At 66.0% G+C, this 16,764-nt stretch carries 14 protein-coding genes; 2 read left to right on the top strand and 12 right to left on the bottom strand.

Features of this window, described 5'->3' with window-relative positions:
• Positions 1 to 112: 112 nt before the first annotated feature.
• Positions 113 to 2,239: a S9 family peptidase gene (locus CH274_RS00985; RefSeq protein ID WP_094656546.1), complete on the bottom strand. Its 2,127-nt coding sequence runs from the start codon at positions 2,237 to 2,239 to the stop codon at positions 113 to 115.
• On the bottom strand, positions 2,236 to 3,120 hold the full coding sequence (locus tag CH274_RS00980) for a phosphoribosylaminoimidazolesuccinocarboxamide synthase (protein ID WP_045200314.1): 885 nt from the start codon (positions 3,118 to 3,120) through the stop codon (positions 2,236 to 2,238). The genes CH274_RS00985 and CH274_RS00980 overlap by 4 nt, the downstream gene beginning before the upstream one ends.
• 62 nt (positions 3,121 to 3,182) lie before the next feature.
• On the opposite strand from CH274_RS00980, the gene CH274_RS00975 reads away from it, so the two are divergent.
• The gene (locus CH274_RS00975) at positions 3,183 to 4,595 is read left to right on the top strand and encodes an MDR family MFS transporter (RefSeq protein ID WP_094656555.1); all 1,413 of its coding nucleotides are present in this window, start codon (positions 3,183 to 3,185) and stop codon (positions 4,593 to 4,595) included.
• Positions 4,596 to 4,692: 97 nt separating this feature from the next.
• Here CH274_RS00975 and CH274_RS00970 read toward each other — a convergent pair whose 3' ends face one another.
• The 3 genes from CH274_RS00970 to CH274_RS00960 are packed head-to-tail and all read right to left on the bottom strand — an operon-like array spanning position 4,693 to position 8,372.
• The gene (locus CH274_RS00970) at positions 4,693 to 5,748 is read right to left on the bottom strand and encodes an ABC transporter ATP-binding protein (RefSeq protein WP_094656545.1); all 1,056 of its coding nucleotides are present in this window, start codon (positions 5,746 to 5,748) and stop codon (positions 4,693 to 4,695) included.
• Complete coding sequence (locus CH274_RS00965; protein ID WP_256993447.1) at positions 5,745 to 7,307, bottom strand: ABC transporter permease; 1,563 nt, start codon at positions 7,305 to 7,307, stop codon at positions 5,745 to 5,747. Before CH274_RS00965 ends, CH274_RS00970 begins: the two co-directional genes overlap by 4 nt.
• A 21-nt stretch (positions 7,308 to 7,328) precedes the next feature.
• The gene (locus CH274_RS00960) at positions 7,329 to 8,372 is read right to left on the bottom strand and encodes an iron ABC transporter substrate-binding protein (RefSeq protein WP_094645734.1); all 1,044 of its coding nucleotides are present in this window, start codon (positions 8,370 to 8,372) and stop codon (positions 7,329 to 7,331) included.
• A gap of 118 nt (positions 8,373 to 8,490) precedes the next feature.
• Between CH274_RS00960 and CH274_RS00955 the strand changes: the two genes are divergently transcribed.
• Complete coding sequence (locus CH274_RS00955) at positions 8,491 to 9,699, top strand: FAD-dependent monooxygenase (RefSeq protein ID WP_094645735.1); 1,209 nt, start codon at positions 8,491 to 8,493, stop codon at positions 9,697 to 9,699.
• A 29-nt stretch (positions 9,700 to 9,728) separates the two neighbouring features.
• Here CH274_RS00955 and CH274_RS00950 read toward each other — a convergent pair whose 3' ends face one another.
• The 7 genes from CH274_RS00950 to CH274_RS00920 form a co-directional block, all read right to left on the bottom strand.
• Entirely contained in the window at positions 9,729 to 10,622 is an 894-nt protein-coding gene (locus tag CH274_RS00950; protein WP_094645736.1) for a siderophore-interacting protein, read from the bottom strand.
• 83 nt (positions 10,623 to 10,705) lie between these two features.
• A complete protein-coding gene (locus CH274_RS00945; protein ID WP_094656544.1) occupies positions 10,706 to 11,512 on the bottom strand; it encodes an ABC transporter ATP-binding protein in 807 nt (268 codons plus the stop codon).
• Positions 11,509 to 12,573, bottom strand: coding sequence for a FecCD family ABC transporter permease (locus tag CH274_RS00940; RefSeq protein ID WP_094656553.1), 1,065 nt, complete (start codon positions 12,571 to 12,573; stop codon positions 11,509 to 11,511). The genes CH274_RS00945 and CH274_RS00940 overlap by 4 nt, the downstream gene beginning before the upstream one ends.
• Positions 12,573 to 13,637 carry an iron chelate uptake ABC transporter family permease subunit gene (locus CH274_RS00935; protein WP_094656552.1) on the bottom strand — a complete coding sequence of 355 codons (1,065 nt, stop codon included), beginning with the start codon at positions 13,635 to 13,637 and terminating at the stop codon, positions 12,573 to 12,575. The genes CH274_RS00940 and CH274_RS00935 overlap by 1 nt, the downstream gene beginning before the upstream one ends.
• 5 nt (positions 13,638 to 13,642) lie before the next feature.
• Positions 13,643 to 14,914 (bottom strand): lysine N(6)-hydroxylase/L-ornithine N(5)-oxygenase family protein, encoded by a 1,272-nt coding sequence (locus CH274_RS00930; RefSeq protein WP_045196691.1) that lies wholly within the window; start codon positions 14,912 to 14,914, stop codon positions 13,643 to 13,645.
• A complete protein-coding gene (panD, locus tag CH274_RS00925; protein WP_094656543.1) occupies positions 14,911 to 15,327 on the bottom strand; it encodes an aspartate 1-decarboxylase in 417 nt (138 codons plus the stop codon). Before panD ends, CH274_RS00930 begins: the two co-directional genes overlap by 4 nt.
• Positions 15,327 to 16,673, bottom strand: a complete 1,347-nt coding sequence (locus CH274_RS00920; RefSeq protein WP_094656542.1) for a salicylate synthase — start codon at positions 16,671 to 16,673, stop codon at positions 15,327 to 15,329. Before CH274_RS00920 ends, panD begins: the two co-directional genes overlap by 1 nt.
• Positions 16,674 to 16,764: the final 91 nt, after the last annotated feature.

Below are 16,764 nucleotides of genomic sequence, written 5' to 3'. Positions count from 1 at the left end.
CCATAGCCGGTCACAGTGCCCCGCAGTATCACCACAGCCCGTGTGTCACATGTCCCTGGACATCTCGTGTCTCATATGTCTCCGGACTCAACACGTAGCAGGCTACGAATTTCTATGCACGTGCGCCGGAGGCGCTCACAATCCACGCGTACTCGAAAGCCGCTTCCTTCCATTTCTCGTAGCGTCCGCTGACGCCGCCGTGTCCGGCGCTCATTTCGGTCTTGAGCAGAAGGTCCGAGTCACCGGTCTTCGTCGCACGCAGAGCCGCAACCCATTTGGCGGGTTCGACGTAGAGGACGCGAGTGTCGTTGATGGACGTGATCGCCAGGATCGACGGGTAGTCCTTGGCCTCGACGTTCTCGTAGGGGCTGTACGACTTCATGTACTCGTACACCTCCTTGTCGGCCAACGGGTTTCCCCACTCGTCCCATTCGATGACCGTCAGCGGGAGCGACGGGTCGAGGATGGAGGTGAGCGGATCGACGAACGGAACGTTGGCGAGGATGCCGTTGAACAACTCCGGTGCCATGTTCGCCACCGCTCCCATGAGCAGTCCGCCTGCGCTGCCGCCGTCGGCGACCAGATGCTTCGGTGAGGTGCGCCCGGTGTCGATGAGATGCTGTGCGGCAGCGATGAAGTCGGTGAAGGTGTTCTTCTTCTTCAACGTCGTGCCGTTGTCGTACCAGTGCCGACCCATCTCGCCGCCGCCGCGTACGTGTGCGACGACGAACACGATGCCGCGGTCGAGCAACGACAACCGGGCGACCGAGAAGGACGGGTCCATCGACGCCTCGTACGATCCGTAGCCGTAGAGGAGCGTCGGCGCGGGGCCGTCGGGCACGTCCTTGCGCGCGATGACGGACAGCGGGACCTGAGTTCCGTCCGGAGCGGTGGCCCATTCACGGTGCTGCACGTAGTCACCGGCGTCGAACTCGCCCAGGACCGGCTGTGATTTGCGGAGCAGCAGTTCGCCACTGGCGATGTCGAGGTCGTAGACCTGGCCGGGGGTGATGAACGAGGTGTACACCATCCGCAGCAGCGGCTGATCCCATTCCGGGTTCGAACCTGCGCCGACGGAGTAGAGCTCCTCGTCGAATTCGAGCTCGCGGTACTCTCCGTACCCCTCGTCGGTCAGCGGCCAGATCGCCATGCGGGTCAGGGCTTCTCGTCGGTACGTGAAGATCAGGTGGCCGGCGAACGCATCGATGTCCTCGACGCGGACGTCGTCGCGATGCGGAACCAGCGTGCGCTGATCGAGTGGGTCAGAGACCGGAGCCTCGGCGAGCAGGAAGTTCTCGGCCTTCTCCCCCTCGGTGCCCCAACCGTTCACCGAGCCGTTGTGGGTGATGAGGAATCGATCCTCACCGGCCACGACGGCGTGCTCGATGCTGTATTCGACGCCGTCCGTGCGGGGCAGTACGACGCGGAACTCGCCCTCGGGATCGGTGGATTCCAGCACCAGGCACTCGGAGGTGATCTTCGAGCCGACCCAGATCATCAGGTACTTCTCGCTGCGGGTGGAACCGAATCCGACCCAGTAACTTTCATCGGGCTCGTGGAAGACCTCGACGTCCTCGGACTTGCCGAGGGTGTGCCGCCAGACGGTATCGGGACGCCAGGATTCGTCGACCGTCAGGTAGAACACGTGGGTCGCGTCGGCCGTCCAGGTGGCCCCGGGCGCGACGTTCTCGATGGTGTCGGCGAGCAGCTCGCCGGTCTCGAGGTTCTTGAAACGCAGTGTGTAGCGCTCGTCGCCCTCGGTGTCGGTGGAATAGGCCAGCAGGTTGCCGTCGAGGCTGATCGAGAACGCGCCGAGGGAGAAGAAGTCGTGTCCCTTCGCCTCTTCGTTGGCATCGAGCAGGATCTGCTCACCGGGGACGTCCACGTCGGACGACAGGGTGGGCGGTGTCCAGTCGTCGGGAGAGTCGACGGGACAACGGCATTGGAGTCCGTAGGACTGTCCCTCGACGGTGCGCGAGTAGTACCACCACTGCCCCATGCGCGTGGGCACGGACAGGTCGGTCTCCTGGGTTCGCGACTTGATCTCGTCGAAGATCTTTCCTCGCAGTGACCCGAGGCCGGCCGTCTGCTGCTCGGTGTAGGCGTTCTCGGCTTCGAGGTGGGCGATCACCTCGGGATCGTCCTTGGCACGCAACCACTCGTAGTTGTCGATGAACGTGTCCCCGTGATGGGTGCGCTCGTGCGGCACCTTCTTGGCAACGGGAGGGGTGATCGTCATGGCGTGACCCAATCGTCGAAGTTCAGACCCGAGATGCGCTCGTAGGCCTCGATGTAGCGGCTGCGGGTTGCGGCGACGATGTCGTCCGGCAACGGTGGCGGTGGAGTGTCGGAGCTGCGATCCCAGCCGGATTCGCCCGTCAACCAGTCGCGGACGAACTGCTTGTCGAAGCTGGGCTGGACGCGGCCTTCCTGGTACGAATCGGCAGGCCAGTAGCGTGAGGAATCAGGGGTGAGAACCTCGTCGGCGAGGACCAGGTTGCCGTCGGCGTCGGTACCGAACTCGAACTTGGTGTCGGCCAGAATGATTCCGCGTTCCAGAGCGAAGTTGGCTGCGCGCGTGTAGATCTCGATGGTGTCCTCACGCAGCTTGAACGCGAGTTCGGCACCGACCTGCTCGACGGCCTGGTCGAAGGTGATGTTCTCGTCGTGGTCGCCGATCTCGGCCTTCGACGCGGGCGTGAAGATCGCCTGGTCGAGTTTGCTGGATTCCACGAGCCCGGGGGGAAGCTGCACGCCGCACACGGCTCCGGTCGCGTTGTAGTCCGCCAACCCGGATCCGGTGAGGTACCCACGCGCGACGCATTCGATCGGCACCATGTTCAGCTTCTTCACCACGAGGGCACGGCCGAGCAGTTCGGCGGGAATGCGTTCGTCGAGCGGATCGCCGGCCAGGTGGTTGACGCCGCCGAGCTCCTCGAAGAAGAACACGCTCATCGCCGTCAGCACGCGTCCCTTGTCCGGGATCGGGGTGTCGAGGATGTGGTCGTAGGCCGAGATTCGGTCGCTCGCGACGAGCAACAGATGCGCGTCGTCGATCGTGTACAGATCGCGGACCTTGCCGCCGGCCAGATGCTCGTAGCTACTCAGTGATGGTCGCACGGTGTTCAACACTATCTGGGCCGGTGGCCGCGGGGGTGCCGGCAGGCATCAGACTGGTAGCTGTGGCAACGAACAACACGACATCGGATGTCGGATTCCGCTCCGAACGAGGACCGATACTGGTTGCGCTGATGCTCAGCACGTCTCTGGTCGCTCTCGACTCGACCATCATCGCCACGGCGGTGCTGTCCATCGTCGACGACCTGGGCGGGTTCACTCAGTTTCCGTGGCTGTTCTCCATCTATCTTCTGGCGCAGGCGGTATCGGTGCCGCTGTACGGCAAACTGGCCGACCTGTTCGGCCGCAAGAAGATCATGCTGTTCGGCATCGCGGTGTTTCTGCTCGGCTCCGTCCTGTGTGGCCTGGCCTGGAGCATGCCCGCCCTGATCGCTTTCCGTGCTGTCCAGGGTCTCGGCGCGGGTGCCGTGCAGCCGATGGCCATCACCATCGCCGGCGACATCTACACCCTGGCCGAGCGCGCCAAGGTGCAGGGCTACCTCGCCAGCGTTTGGGCGATGTCCTCGGTACTCGGCCCGGCGCTCGGCGGTATCTTCTCCGAGTTCCTGACGTGGCGTTGGATCTTCTTCGTCAACATTCCGCTGTGCGCGCTGGCCGCGGTGATGCTGTGGCGCAAGTTCGACGAGGGAGCCGTGGAACGCACCAAGCCCAAGATCGACTACCTCGGTGCAGGCCTGCTGACGGTGGGCGCAGCGATGGTGCTGCTCGGGCTGCTCGAGGGCGGACAGTCCTGGGCCTGGAACTCCCCCGTCAGCATCGCCATCTTCGTCGCCGGATTCTCCTTGCTGGCCGCGTTCGCGGTGGTGCAGACCAAAGTCGAGGAGCCGATCCTGCCGCTGTGGGTGTTCACCCGTCGGGTGCTGGTGGTCAGCAGTTCCATCTCGCTGCTCGTCGGGGCATTGATTCTCGGCCTGACGTCCTACGTTCCGACGTTCGTGCAGGGCGTGCTCGGCACCGGGGCGATCGTCGCCGGCTTCGCCCTGTCCACCCTCACACTCGGCTGGCCCATCGCGGCATCGCTCTCCGGGCGGGTGTACCTGCGGTTCGGCTTCCGCACCACGGCGCTCATCGGTGCCTCCATCGCGGTCGTCGGAGCGGCATTCGCCACCGGCCTCGGTGCCGGTTCACAGGTGTGGCAGGTGGGCGCGGTGTGCTTCGTCATCGGCCTCGGTATGGGTCTGATCGCCAGCCCCACTCTCATCGCCGCTCAGTCGAGCGTCGAATGGTCCGAGCGCGGCGTCGCCACCTCGACCAACATGTTCGCCCGCTCCATCGGCAGCGCAGTCGGAGTCGCGGTGTTCGGTGCCATCGTCAACTCACGGATCTCCGCCGACCCGAGCCCCGAACAACTGTCCGACGCCATACATCCGGTCTTTCTCGGTGTCCTGGCGGCGGCAGCGGTGATGGCCGTCGCGGCACTGTTCATGCCCAAGCGTGGAGCGGAACCGAGCCGATAGCGTTCCTTTCGGTTGCTTGTCGGCATGGCCCTCGTTTCGTCGGTCCGGCGCGTGATCGTGCCGGGCACGGCCGGTCGTGCCGGTGCGTCTGCGAAAACTAGTCCGCCGAACCCGCGAACCAGTGCACCGGCGATGTCACCGTGACGTCGACGGCGGTGCCGGGGGCGAGTCGGTCGCCGGTCCGGGCGATGGCTCGAAGCCGCAGCCCGGTGGCGCTGTGCCGCAGGGTGACCGAGGATTCGGGGCCGGTGAAGAGCTCGTGTTCGACGACGAACGCGCCGTCGTCGAACTCCGAGACCAGCAGCTGCTCGGGCCGAAGCAACGCCTGTCCGTTTCCCGTCTCTCGGGTTGTGGTTTCGAGACGCCCCAGGACGGTGTCGACGTGGCCGCCGTGGGACGCAGCGTCGACGAAGTAGGCGTCGCCCACGAAGCGCGCGATCGCGGGTGTGGCGGGTCGCTCGTACACCTCACGCGGGGTGTCGATCTGGGCGCAGCGACCACCCAGCAGCACGGCGACCCGATCGGCAGTTCCGAGTGCCTCGGCGCGGTCGTGAGTGACCAGGATCGACGCAGTCTTGCTGGACTGCAACAACTCTCGCACGTCCTGCCTGATCGAGGTACGCAGCCCCGCGTCGAGGGCGGCGAACGGCTCGTCCATCAGCACCACCGACGGAGCAGGCGCGAGCGCCCGCGCCAACGCGATGCGCTGCTGTTGGCCGCCCGAGAGCTCGCTGGGTCTGACCCCACCGGCGTCGGGCAGTCCGACGAGCTCGAGCATCTCGCCGACCCGCCGCGTGCGCTCTGCGCGACCGGACAGATGGGGTCGCAGAAACCCTGCACGCAAACCGAATTCGATGTTTCTTCGTACCGTCAGGTGTGGGAAGAGTCCACCTTCCTGCGGCATCAGGCCTATTCCCCGCTTCTCCGGTGGCACCTGAATCTGCCCCGCCACCGAGATGTCCCGGCCGTCCGAGGTGATCCGGCCCGCGTCGATGCGGTGCAGTCCCGCAATGGATCGCAACAGCGTCGTCTTGCCGCAGCCGGAGGGGCCGAGAACGGCAAGCATCTCGCCGTCGCCGAGGTCGAGGTCGATCCCGTGCAGCACGGCCGTACTGCCGTACGAGGCAACGAGTCCGGAAATCACCATGCTCATGGCAGTGCTACTCGCTTCCGCGTCGTGCGCCCCAGCGCCCGTGTCAGTACGACGGTCGGGACCACCGAGATCAGGATCAGGGCCAGGGCGTAGGGAGCCGCCTCGCCGTATCGGAACGCCTCGGTGGTGGACCACAGCGTGGTCGCGAGCGTGTCGACTCCCCGAGGGCGCAGCATCAGCGTCGCCGGTAGCTCCTTGGCGACGGTCAGGAACACCAGAGCGGCCCCGGCGGCGATGCCGGGAGCCGCGATCGGAATCGTCACTCGAAGGTCGGTGTGCAGCCGGCCCGCGCCCAGGGTCCGTGAGACATCCTCGAGGACAACGGGAGTGGCGTCGACGACCGCTCTCGTACTGCCGACGGCCAACGGCAGGAACAACACCACGTATGCCAGCACCAGCAGCACCGCCGTCTGGTAGAACGACGGCAGGAACCTGATTCCGAGAAAGACCGTGGCGAGCCCGACGGTGATACCCGGTAGTCCGTGCGCGATGTAGGTGGACAATTCGGCACCGCGGGCGGCCCTCGACGTGGATCGGGCCGCGAACAGCGCGACCGGCAACGCGAGCACGGCCACCACCACCGCGGCGGTCGCGGAGTACTGGACGGTCTTGGCCGTGACGGCCAGCACGTCCACCCAGTCGACGGTGAAGCGCAACGATCGGCTCAGCCACCGCGCCAGGGCCAGAATCGGTACCAGCACCGAAACACATAGGGCTGCAACGACAACGGCCAGAGCAGGCACGCGCCACCGGCCCAGAACCACAGGCTCGGCCATCCGGTCGGTTCCCGATCCCACCCTCGCCGTGGCACCGCGTCGGGCACGCCGTTCGAGGAGGGTGAGCACCAACGCGCCCACCACGAGGACCAGTCCGAGAACCGCGGCCGCGGTGCGATCGAGTCCCCCGCGGTACGCACTGTAGATGCCGAGCGTGAAGGCGTCGTATCGCATCAGAGCCACCGCCCCGAAATCACTGATGGTGTACAGCGCGACCAGCAGCGCACCCGCCGCCGCGGCCGGAACGACGCGACGGCACTCGACGGTCAGCGCCGTGCGCACAGCGCCTCGACCGAGGGTGCGCGAGACCTCGGCCAACGACGGGTCCGCAGTGGCGAAGGCCGCGGACACCGGCAGCATCACCAGCGGGAAACAGGACAGCGTGAGGACCAGGGCTGCACCGGAAAAGCCTGCCAACGAGGGGAACTCGGCGATCCACAGATATCCGGACACGTACGACGGGATGGCCAGCGGGGCGGCGAGGACCATCGCGAAGAAGCGTCGCCCCGGTAGATCGGTCCGTACGGTCAACCACGCCAGCAGCGTCCCGACCACGACCGATGCAACGAGCACGGTGAGCGTCAGTGTTGCCGTGCGGATGGCGAGGTCGAGTGTGCGTTGCCGCAACAGCAGCCCCAGGACCTTCTCGGTGCCGCCGTCGAACGCTCGGACGAACAGATACACCAGCGGTGTCAGCGTCAGCGCTCCCACGCACAACGCGGCCGTCCCGAGAACGGGACGACCGCCGAAGTGGTGCCGCCGAAGCGGCTGGAGTGCAGACACGAGCCCGGAACCGAGGATTGCCTAGATGATTCCGACGTCGGTCAGCAGGGTCTGGGTGGCCTCGAGAGACGAGAGGCGACCCAGATCGAGATCGGTCGAGCCCAGCTCCGACAGCGGCGGCAGGTCGTAGTCGGAGGTGACTCCGTCGATGACGGGATATTCGGCGGTCTCGTTCGCGAAGTAGGTCTGCGATTCGGTCGAGAGCAACTCGCGCACGAAATCGAAGGCCGCTTCCTGGTTGTCCGAAGCAGCCAGCACACCCGCACCGGCGACGTTGATCAGTGCGCCGGGGTCGCCGGGCTCGAAGTAGTGCAGCTCGACCGGGGCGTCGTCGCCGTTCTCGTCCTTGAAGGGGTACCAGTAGTAGTGGTTGAGCAGGCCGGTGGCCACCTGTCCGTCGTTGACGGCGGTCAACAGCGGGCCGTTGCCCTCGAAGGCGACGGGCTCGTTGGCGACGAATCCCTCGAGCCAGGTGCGGGCACCGTCCTCGCCGCGCTGCACGCGCAGGGCGGTGACGAAGGCCTGGAACGAGGCGTTGGTCGGTGCGTAGCCGATTTGTCCGCGCCAGCGTGGGTCGAGCAGTCCGTCGATGCCGGTGGGCAGGTCGGCTGCCTGCACCGAATCGGAGTTGTAGGCCAGCACACGAGCCCGCGCGGAGGTGGCGACCCAGGTGCCGTCGGCACCGCGGTACTGCTCGGGGACCAGGGAGAGGATGTCCTCGGGCAGCGGTGCGAGAGCGCCCGCCTCGTCGAGGGCACCGAGTGCTCCTGCGTCCTGTCCGTAGAAGACGTCCGCCGGGGTCGCGTCGCCCTCTTCGAGGATCTTTGCGGCCTGGGCGTTGGTGTTGCCGGAGTAATCGACCTCGATACCGCCGCCGATGCGCTCGATCAGGGGGTCGACGAGCTCTTCACCGCGGCCGGAGTAGACCACGAGGGCAGACTCAGCGGAGGCGGACTCGGAGGTGGACGTGCCGTCGTCGGACGAGCCGTCCGAGCTGCATGCGATGAGACCGAGGGCGAGGGTTGCGCTGATCGAGAGCAGCGCCAGACGGCGAACGGTGAACACGGTTCTCCTGACGAAAACGGGACATTGAAGACAATTCGATGAAAGTACACCACAAAGGTGAGGCTCAGCTACTTTCCCTCCGGGATTGAACGACCGGCCGCCCGGGCATGCGCGCCCCATGACTTCTCGTGTTCTCGTCACCGGTGCCAGCATCGCCGGTCCCACCGTGGCGTTCTGGCTGGACCGAGCCGGCTTCGAGGTCACCGTCCTCGAACGCTCACCGCAACTGCGACTCGGCGGCCAGAACATCGACGTTCGCGGCTCCGGCCGCAAGGTGCTGCAGCGCATGGGCCTGGACGCGACCCTCCTCGCGAACGGCACCACCGAGAAGGGCACCCGATTCGTCGACGACGCCGACGCCACCATCGCGGCCTTCCCGGCCGGCGACGGAACCCATGACGGGCCGACGGCGGAGTTGGAGATTCTGCGCGGCGAGTTCGCACGGATCCTCGTCGAGTCCGCCGGACCACGGACCGAGTATCGCTACGGCGATCGCGTCGTCGGCGTGGTCCAGGATGCCGACGGAGTCGATGTGACATTCGCAACGGGCGCAGCGGAAAGGTTCGACCTCGTTCTCTTCGCCGACGGAATACGTTCCAGCAGCAGGGAACTGGTGTTCTCCGGGGAGGCCGAGACCACACCCGTCGGCCTGTACACCGCCTACGGCGTACTGCCGAAGGGACCGAGCGACGACGGCTGGTGGCGCTGGTACAACGCCCCCGGATCTCGCGTGGCGAATCTACGACCGGACAACCTCGGCACGACGCGATTCAGCCTGTCCTGGGTGTCCGACGACAGCGGCTACGAGGGGGCGTCCACCGAACGCGTCATCGCCGCCCTGCGTTCGACATTCGCCGATGTCGGTTGGGAAGTGCCCCGGATCCTGGACTCGCTGGGACCGGACTCGGAACTGTACGTCGACTACCTGGCGCAGGTGAAGGCCCCGCGCTGGTCCGACGGCAGAATCGGCATGCTCGGCGATGCCGCCTGGTGCGCAACGCCGTTGAGCGGCATGGGAACAACGTTGTCGGTCACCGGCGCGTACGTGCTCGCGGGCGAGCTCGCGCGGGCGAATGATCATCGCGCCGGATTCGAGGCCTTCGAGGCGCGTATGCGTCCGTTCGTCGAGCAGGCGCAGAAACTCCCACCCGGCGTGCCTCGCGTCGCGCATCCGAAGACCTCGGCAGGAGTCGCTGCATTCCGCACCGTACTTCGCCTGGCCGGATCCAAGCCTGTACAGGCCGTGACCAGCAAGTTCCTCGGTCCCGACGCGGCGACGCTAGAGCTGCCGGATTACGAGTTCGACGCAGCCCCACGTGAGCGGTAATTCGACCCCTGCTACGAAGTTCTGCTCACCTACAGTCCGACACGTTCCAGCAGCGCATCGAAGGCCTCGCTGGCTTCCTGCTCCGAGCGGCCGGATTCGATGACGCCGTTGTACACCGCCAGCGCCTCCTCCTGGTATTGCTTGTACTTCTCGAGCCACTTCTCGGAGTCGGCGCGCCAGTATCCGATGATGTCGAAATACGCGATGTCGTAGCCCAATTCCTTGCGGAAGTGCTTGCGCACCCGACGCGAGGACGACGCCTCGCCGGCGAACCACACGTAGCCACGCCCCTCGGGCAATGGGTACGCCAACACCGCGTCGTCGAGAACGCTTGCGCTGTCGCCGTTTCCGGATCCGATACGCCAATCGAACGTCACGTCGGCGGGGGTCTCGAAGGATTGGATGTCGCCGCGCTCGAGCACCTCGACGATCGCGTGCGCACGCGTTCCGGCGGGCAACTGCTCGACGAGACGACCGAGTGCGGGCAACCCGGTCATGTCCGCGACCAACAGCAGCCATTCGACGTCGGCGGGCGGTGAGTACCAGGAGCGCGGGCGGGTGAACAGCACCGTCTGCCCCGGGGCGGCCTGCTGGGCCCAGGTCGATGCGACACCGCCCTCGTGTGCGAAGAAGTCGATGGTCAGCTCACCGCGCTCCTCGTCGAGGCGGCGAATGGTGTAGTTGCGACCTTCGGGAGCGTCGTCGAGACCGTGGAACCACCAGAGACCGTCGACCTCGGTCATCGGCGGCGGGATCACCTCGCCTGCCCTGGGGAAATAGACTCCGACGCATTCGTCGGGCACCCCGAGCGTGCGGTAGCCGGCGACGTGCTCGCCGCCGAAGGTCACACGCACCATGTGCACCGTGAGTCGTTCCACCGCAACGACGTCGGCGTAGTGGAAGCCACGCGGTTGTTCACTCATCTTCGTCCTCGATACATATCTCGACGTCACTCCTGCGAGAAACCCTCAGGGCCGACTCGGGGCCGTTCTCCCTCAACTTTAAACTAAGCCTTGCCTAGCCTGCGACCGACCACCTTGGGGATCACCAGCGGAGTGTGCGATTCCGGATCGTCGATGATGCGGCACGGCAGCCCGAAGACCGCCTCGACCAGCTCGGCGGTGACGACGTCGGCGGGCGCGCCCTCGGTGACCACTGCGCCGTCCTTCATCGCGATGATGTGGTCGGCGTACCGGCAGGCGTGGTTGAGGTCGTGCAGCACGGCGACGAGAGTGCGGCCGTTCTCGCGGTTCAGAGTGGCCAACAGGTCGAGCAGTTCGATCTGGTGGGCGATGTCGAGAAAGGTGGTCGGTTCGTCCAACAGCAGCAGCGGTGTCTGCTGCGCCAGAACCATTGCCACCCAGACGCGTTGCTGCTGTCCGCCGGACAGTTCGTCCACCGGACGAGCCGACAGCGATGTCACTGCCGTTGCGTTCATGGCCTCGATCACCGCAGCCTCGTCCACCGCCGACCACTGCCGGATCAACTTCTGATGCGGATAACGGCCCCGCGCAACGAGATCGGCCACCGAGATCCCGTCGGGCGCGATGGAGGTCTGCGGAAGCAGGCCGAGGCGTCGGGCAACTTCTTTCGCGGGATACGACGAGATCGCCTTCCCATCCAGCAGAACGGTTCCGTGCGTCGGCTTCAGCAGCCGCGAGAGCGCCCGCAGCAGAGTCGACTTACCACAGGCATTCGGTCCCACGACGACGGTGAACTTGCCGTCGGGAATCTCGACGGTCAGGTTCTCGCTGATGACGCTGCTGTCGTATCCGACCGTGATCTCGTCGGTGTGCAATCGAGGCTTCGTCACTGCTTCCTGCCTTCTCGCGCCAACAACCACACGAAGTATGCGCCGCCGACCGATACGGTCACCACACCCACCGGCAGCTGGGTGGGAGCGAACACGCGCTGCGCGACAACGTCGCTCACGACCAGCAGCAGCGCTCCCATGCACGCGGCAGGCATCAGCGCCACCGACGATGTGCCGGTGAGGCGGCGAGCCAACTGCGGCGCAGCGAGCGCGATGAAGGAGATGGGTCCCGCGGCCGCGGTGACCATCGCGATCAACGCGACACCCAGAAACACCAGCATCAGACGGGTCGGCTCGGCGCGCACGCCGAGCGCCCTCGCCGCGTCGTCCCCCATCTCCAACATCGGCAGCCGACGCGAGAGCACCGCCGAGCACGACGCGATGACGACCGACACTGCCAGTACAGGCCCCACCTGCGACCACCCCAGCCCGTTCAGGGTGCCCGCACCCCACACGGCGGCCGCGATGGCGTCGTCCAGATCGGCCCTGATCACCAGCCAGGTGTTGACGGAGGCCAGCACGGCGCTGACCGCGATCCCGACGATGATCAACCGAAAGCCCTGCACCCCGCGCCGGTACGCGAGCAGGTAGACCACGACGGCCGTTGCGAGTCCGCCGACGAGCGCGCCTGCTCCGGTCCGGTAGTAGCCACCACCGAGAGTGAGGATGACGACGAGCGCGCCGGTGTAGGAACCGGTACCGAACCCGATGATGTCCGGGCTGCCCAACGGATTTCGCGTCAAGGATTGAAAGACCGCGCCCGATACACCGAGGGCGGCACCGAACAGGAAGGCCAGTGCCACTCGGGGAAACCGCCACTCCATCACCACGATCTCGGTCAGGCGTGGAGCATCGCCGAACACTGCGGCGAGCACCTCGTTCGGCGGAATGTAGAGGTCGCCGGTCCCGACGGCGACGATGGAGACCACCGCCGTCACGGCAAGCAGGGCCGCGCAGACGCCCACCGTTCGGATGCCGATGCGGCCGTCCACTCGATCCCGCACTCGCACGACCCACAACTTTCGGCCGAAATCGATGTTCCCGCCGCGTTGCTCACCGATCACAGTCCGCTCGCCTTCTTCCGGCGAACCAGCACGATCAGCACCGGTGCGCCGACGAACGCGGTGACGATACCGACCTGCAACTCCCCCGGCCTGATCACGATGCGGCCGACCACGTCCGAGAGCAGCAGCAATCCCGGTGCCGCGAACACCGTGTAGATCAGAATCCAACGCTGGTCCGGTCCGACGATCCAACGCACCATGTGCGGGATCATCAGTCCGACGAATCCGATGGGCCCGGCCGCCGCCGTCGCGGCTCCGGCGAGCAGAGTCACAGCGACGACGCCGACGATTCGCGTCCGAACCACGTTCGCTCCCAGTGACCGGGCCAGATCGTCGCCAAGCGATATCGCATTGAGGGGACGAGCGATCAGGGCCGCCAGAAAGACTCCGAGCGCGATGAACGGGGCAACCTCGGACGCGATGTCCAGGCCTCGACCGGCCAACGACCCCGCGCCCCATAACCTCATCCTGTCGAAGGCATCCGGATCGAGCAGCAGCATGCCCGAGGTGACGCCGCCCAGTACCGCACCGAGCGCAATTCCGGAGAGCGTCAAGCGAATCGGAGTGGCTCCGGCGCGCCCCAGTGACCCCAGCGCGTACACCACGATCGTTGCGAACACCGCCCCGGCGAACGCGAACCAGATGTACGAGCCAATTCCGGTGAAACCGAACACGCCGACGGCGATCGCGACGAAGAACGCCGCCCCGGCGTTGACGCCGAGAATCCCCGGGTCGGCCAGCGGATTTCGCGTCATCGCCTGAATCAGCGCACCGGCGACCCCGAGGGCGAGTCCGACGAGCAAACCCAGAACCGTACGCGGAAGCCGCAGTTCGCGGACGATCACGGATTCGGTGGATCCGTCGGCCTGCAGCAGCCCGTGCCACACCCGACCGATCGGGATGTACTCGGTGCCCACCGAAATGCTCACCAAGCACAGCGCTGCCAGAACACCCAGGACGACGAACAACCCTGCGGCCCGACGCGCATCGGTGCGAGCGAGACCACCGACTTCGGCCGGAACATCTCGCTGTTCCGGCTCGTCGCCCACGCTCGCACTCACCCGATTCACACCACCGATCGCACCCTCGCGCTCACTGCGGACTTCACGATCTCACCGCTGCGAACAGCGATGTTCGACAGCAACGACGAGGTCAGACCGTGCGTGTGCTCGGTGCCGCCCTGCAGGTAGATCGAACCCGCACTCGGTTCGCGCGTCACGAGTCGGTAGTCCCGCGTCACGCGAGGACCGCGGGAGTCGTATTCGACGGCGTCGAACAGCGGACCGAGGATCTCGGGTAGATCGAGGGACGTGAAGCCGGTGGCATAGACGACAGCGTCGCACAGTATGTCCTCGGCCAGACCCGTCGGGCCGTGCTCGACGGCGACCCGGACGCCGGACGGCTCCTCGACGGCGTCGACCACTCGAGATGCACCGTGCACGAACAGCCTGCGCTGCCCGCTGACCCGCTCCGCGTACTCGCGCGAGTACAGCTCCTCGATCAGGGGCAGGTCGACGGCGGAGTAATTGGTACCGCGGTGATACTGCAGCAGCTGCTCGCGCAGCGTGTGGGACGACGAATAGAAGTCGTCGACGGCCGTCGGATCGAAGATGCGATTGGCATAGGGGCTGTCGTCGGCCGGGCTGTACCCGTACTTGCGCAGCACCGCGTGCACGGAGGAATCGCCGTAAGACGAGTGCAGGTAGTCCACCACCTCGGCCGCGCTCTGCCCGGCACCGACGACGACGAACGTGCGATGCGTCCGCGACGGCAGGCGGTCCAGGTGCCCGAGGAGATCGTGGTTGTGGAACTGCCGCGCCGACGCCGTCACCCCGTCCGGCAGGGTGGCCGTCAAACCGCCGGCGAGCACGATGTTGCGACCCCGCACGGTCCCGGTTCGTCGTCCCTCGGTTCGGACGCCGTAACCGTCACCGGTGTCGACGACGTCCACTGCCCGGGTGCCGTAGTGCACCGTCGCGTCGACCTTTCCGGCAGCCCACGTCAGGTAGTCGTGGAACTCGAGCCTGCTGGGGAAGAACGTCTGCAGGTTGATGAAGTGATTGAGTCGACCGTGCTCCGACAGGTACGCCAGAAAGGTGTACTCGCTGCCTGCATTGCGCTGGGTCGCCAGGTCCTTGAGAAACGAGATCTGCATCGTCGTCCCCGGCAACAGCATGCCGGGGTGCCAGGCGAACTCGTCCTTGGACTCGACGAAGCAGGCCGTCAACCGTTCTGTGGGAGCGCAGGTTCGGTTGTGCTCCTCGATCGCGATGGCCAGTCCCAGATTGGAGGGCCCGAATCCGACGCCGACGATGTCGTAGTTCTCGTGCGACGTCATCGAACGCTCGCCCCCGACATCTGATCGACGGCACCCGGAACCGGCTCGGACGGGTCGACTCCGAGAGCGACGATCTCGTTGGCAGAATCGACGTGCACCACCGACGGGGTGTGCGAGGACAGCTCGGAGTCTTCCACCTGTCGGAACGACATGATGATCACCAGATCACCTGGGGACACCAGATGCGCTGCTGCGCCGTTGATTCCGATGGCACCGGAACCGGGGTGCCCTTCGATCACATACGTCACCAGGCGCGCTCCGTTGGTGATGTCGACGACGTGAACCTGTTCGCCCTCGATCAGGTCGGCGGCGTGCATCAAAGTGGAGTCGATGGTGATCGAACCGACGTAGTGCAGGTCGGCGTGAGTGACAGTGGCGCGGTGGATCTTTCCACCCAACATGGTGCGATGCATCAGGCGTCTTCCTCCTTCTTACGGACGAGATACGGGGCGACGCTGCCGAGTTTCTCGCAGGTTTCGTCGAATTCACGATCGGGAGTCGACTGGCCGACGATGCCGGCACCGGCACGCAGCCATGCCGATCCGCGCTGTTCGTACACAGCTCGAAGCACGAGCGCCGCTTCGAGTTCCCCCGTGGACGACGCCTTCACGACGGCCCCCGAGTACAGGCCGCGAGGCGGGTCGTCGAGCCGCCCTATCGCCTCGATGGCCTCACGTTTGGGAATGCCCGATGCCGTGACGGCCGGGAACAGGGCCCCGAAAGCGTCCCAGCAGGACAGGTCGTCACGCAGGCGTGCCCGCACGGTCGACGCGAGGTGCTGGACGCTTCCGCGCTCTCGCACACTCATGAAGTCCGACACGGCGGTCGACCCGGGTCGTGCGATCGATTCCAGCTCCTCGAACGAGGTACGAACGGACACAGCGTGTTCGGTGATTTCCTTGGGATCCTGCTCGAGATCGGTTTTCGCTGCGGAGTCGGCATCGGAACCCAAGCCGAAGGCCCGCGTGCCTGCCAACGGTTCGGTGGTGACCACACCACGTGCGTCGACGGACGCAACCAGCTCCGGGCTGAAACCCGAGGCACGTAGGTCACCGAGGTGCAGAAGGAACGAGCGAGCCGGAGTGTTCGCTGCTCGCCCCGCCCGGTAGGTACCCGGCATGTCCAGATCGAACGGAATACGCACCGTGCGAGAGAGAATGACCTTAGCGTACTCACCTCGGTGAATCTCTGCAACAGCTTGCGCCACCCGACCGCGATAGTCGTCGAGGTCGCCGCCGACATCGAGCGGGTGGACCGTCGGTGGCTCGTCAACGGAGGCGGCGGTGAGTACGGCGAACACCGCGGCGCGGTCCTCCTCGGTCCCGGTGACCTCGATGTCGTCGCAGTCATGTCCGAATCGGACCTCGACTCGCGGCACGACCAAGTGGGCGAGCACCTCGTCGGACTCGGACTCGGCGACGGCGTTGTGCAGGTGGGCTGCGAACCCGAATCCGACGTAGCCGTACGCATTCCAGGATTCGCAAGTGAGACCGTCGCAGGCCTCACGCAACGCCGCCGCCGGGTTGCCGGACCACCGACGCACCGTCGGCACGCCGCTCCCCCACGTTGTCGTGACGACATCCGGCTGCAGAACGATGCGAGCGACCACGCCACCCGCGAACACCCAGCGTCCTCTGTCCTCGTACACGACGTACTCGTCGAACAAGCCGGACTCTGCCAACGTGACCACCGTCTGCAACCCGCGCTGCAGGATGGTGGTATCGGCCGTGCCCGACACCGTTTCTTCGACAACGGTCATGTGTATGTGCACTCCTGACGGTGAATCGGTCCGAGACCGCGCATCGCGCGCAACCGACATGCCGAGAGCATCGCCGCGCGCCTTCAGTAGG

Source organism: Rhodococcus sp. 06-418-5, from assembly GCF_002258285.1.
Classification (GTDB): domain Bacteria; phylum Actinomycetota; class Actinomycetes; order Mycobacteriales; family Mycobacteriaceae; genus Rhodococcoides.
This window is presented reverse-complemented; position numbering and strand designations above follow the sequence as displayed.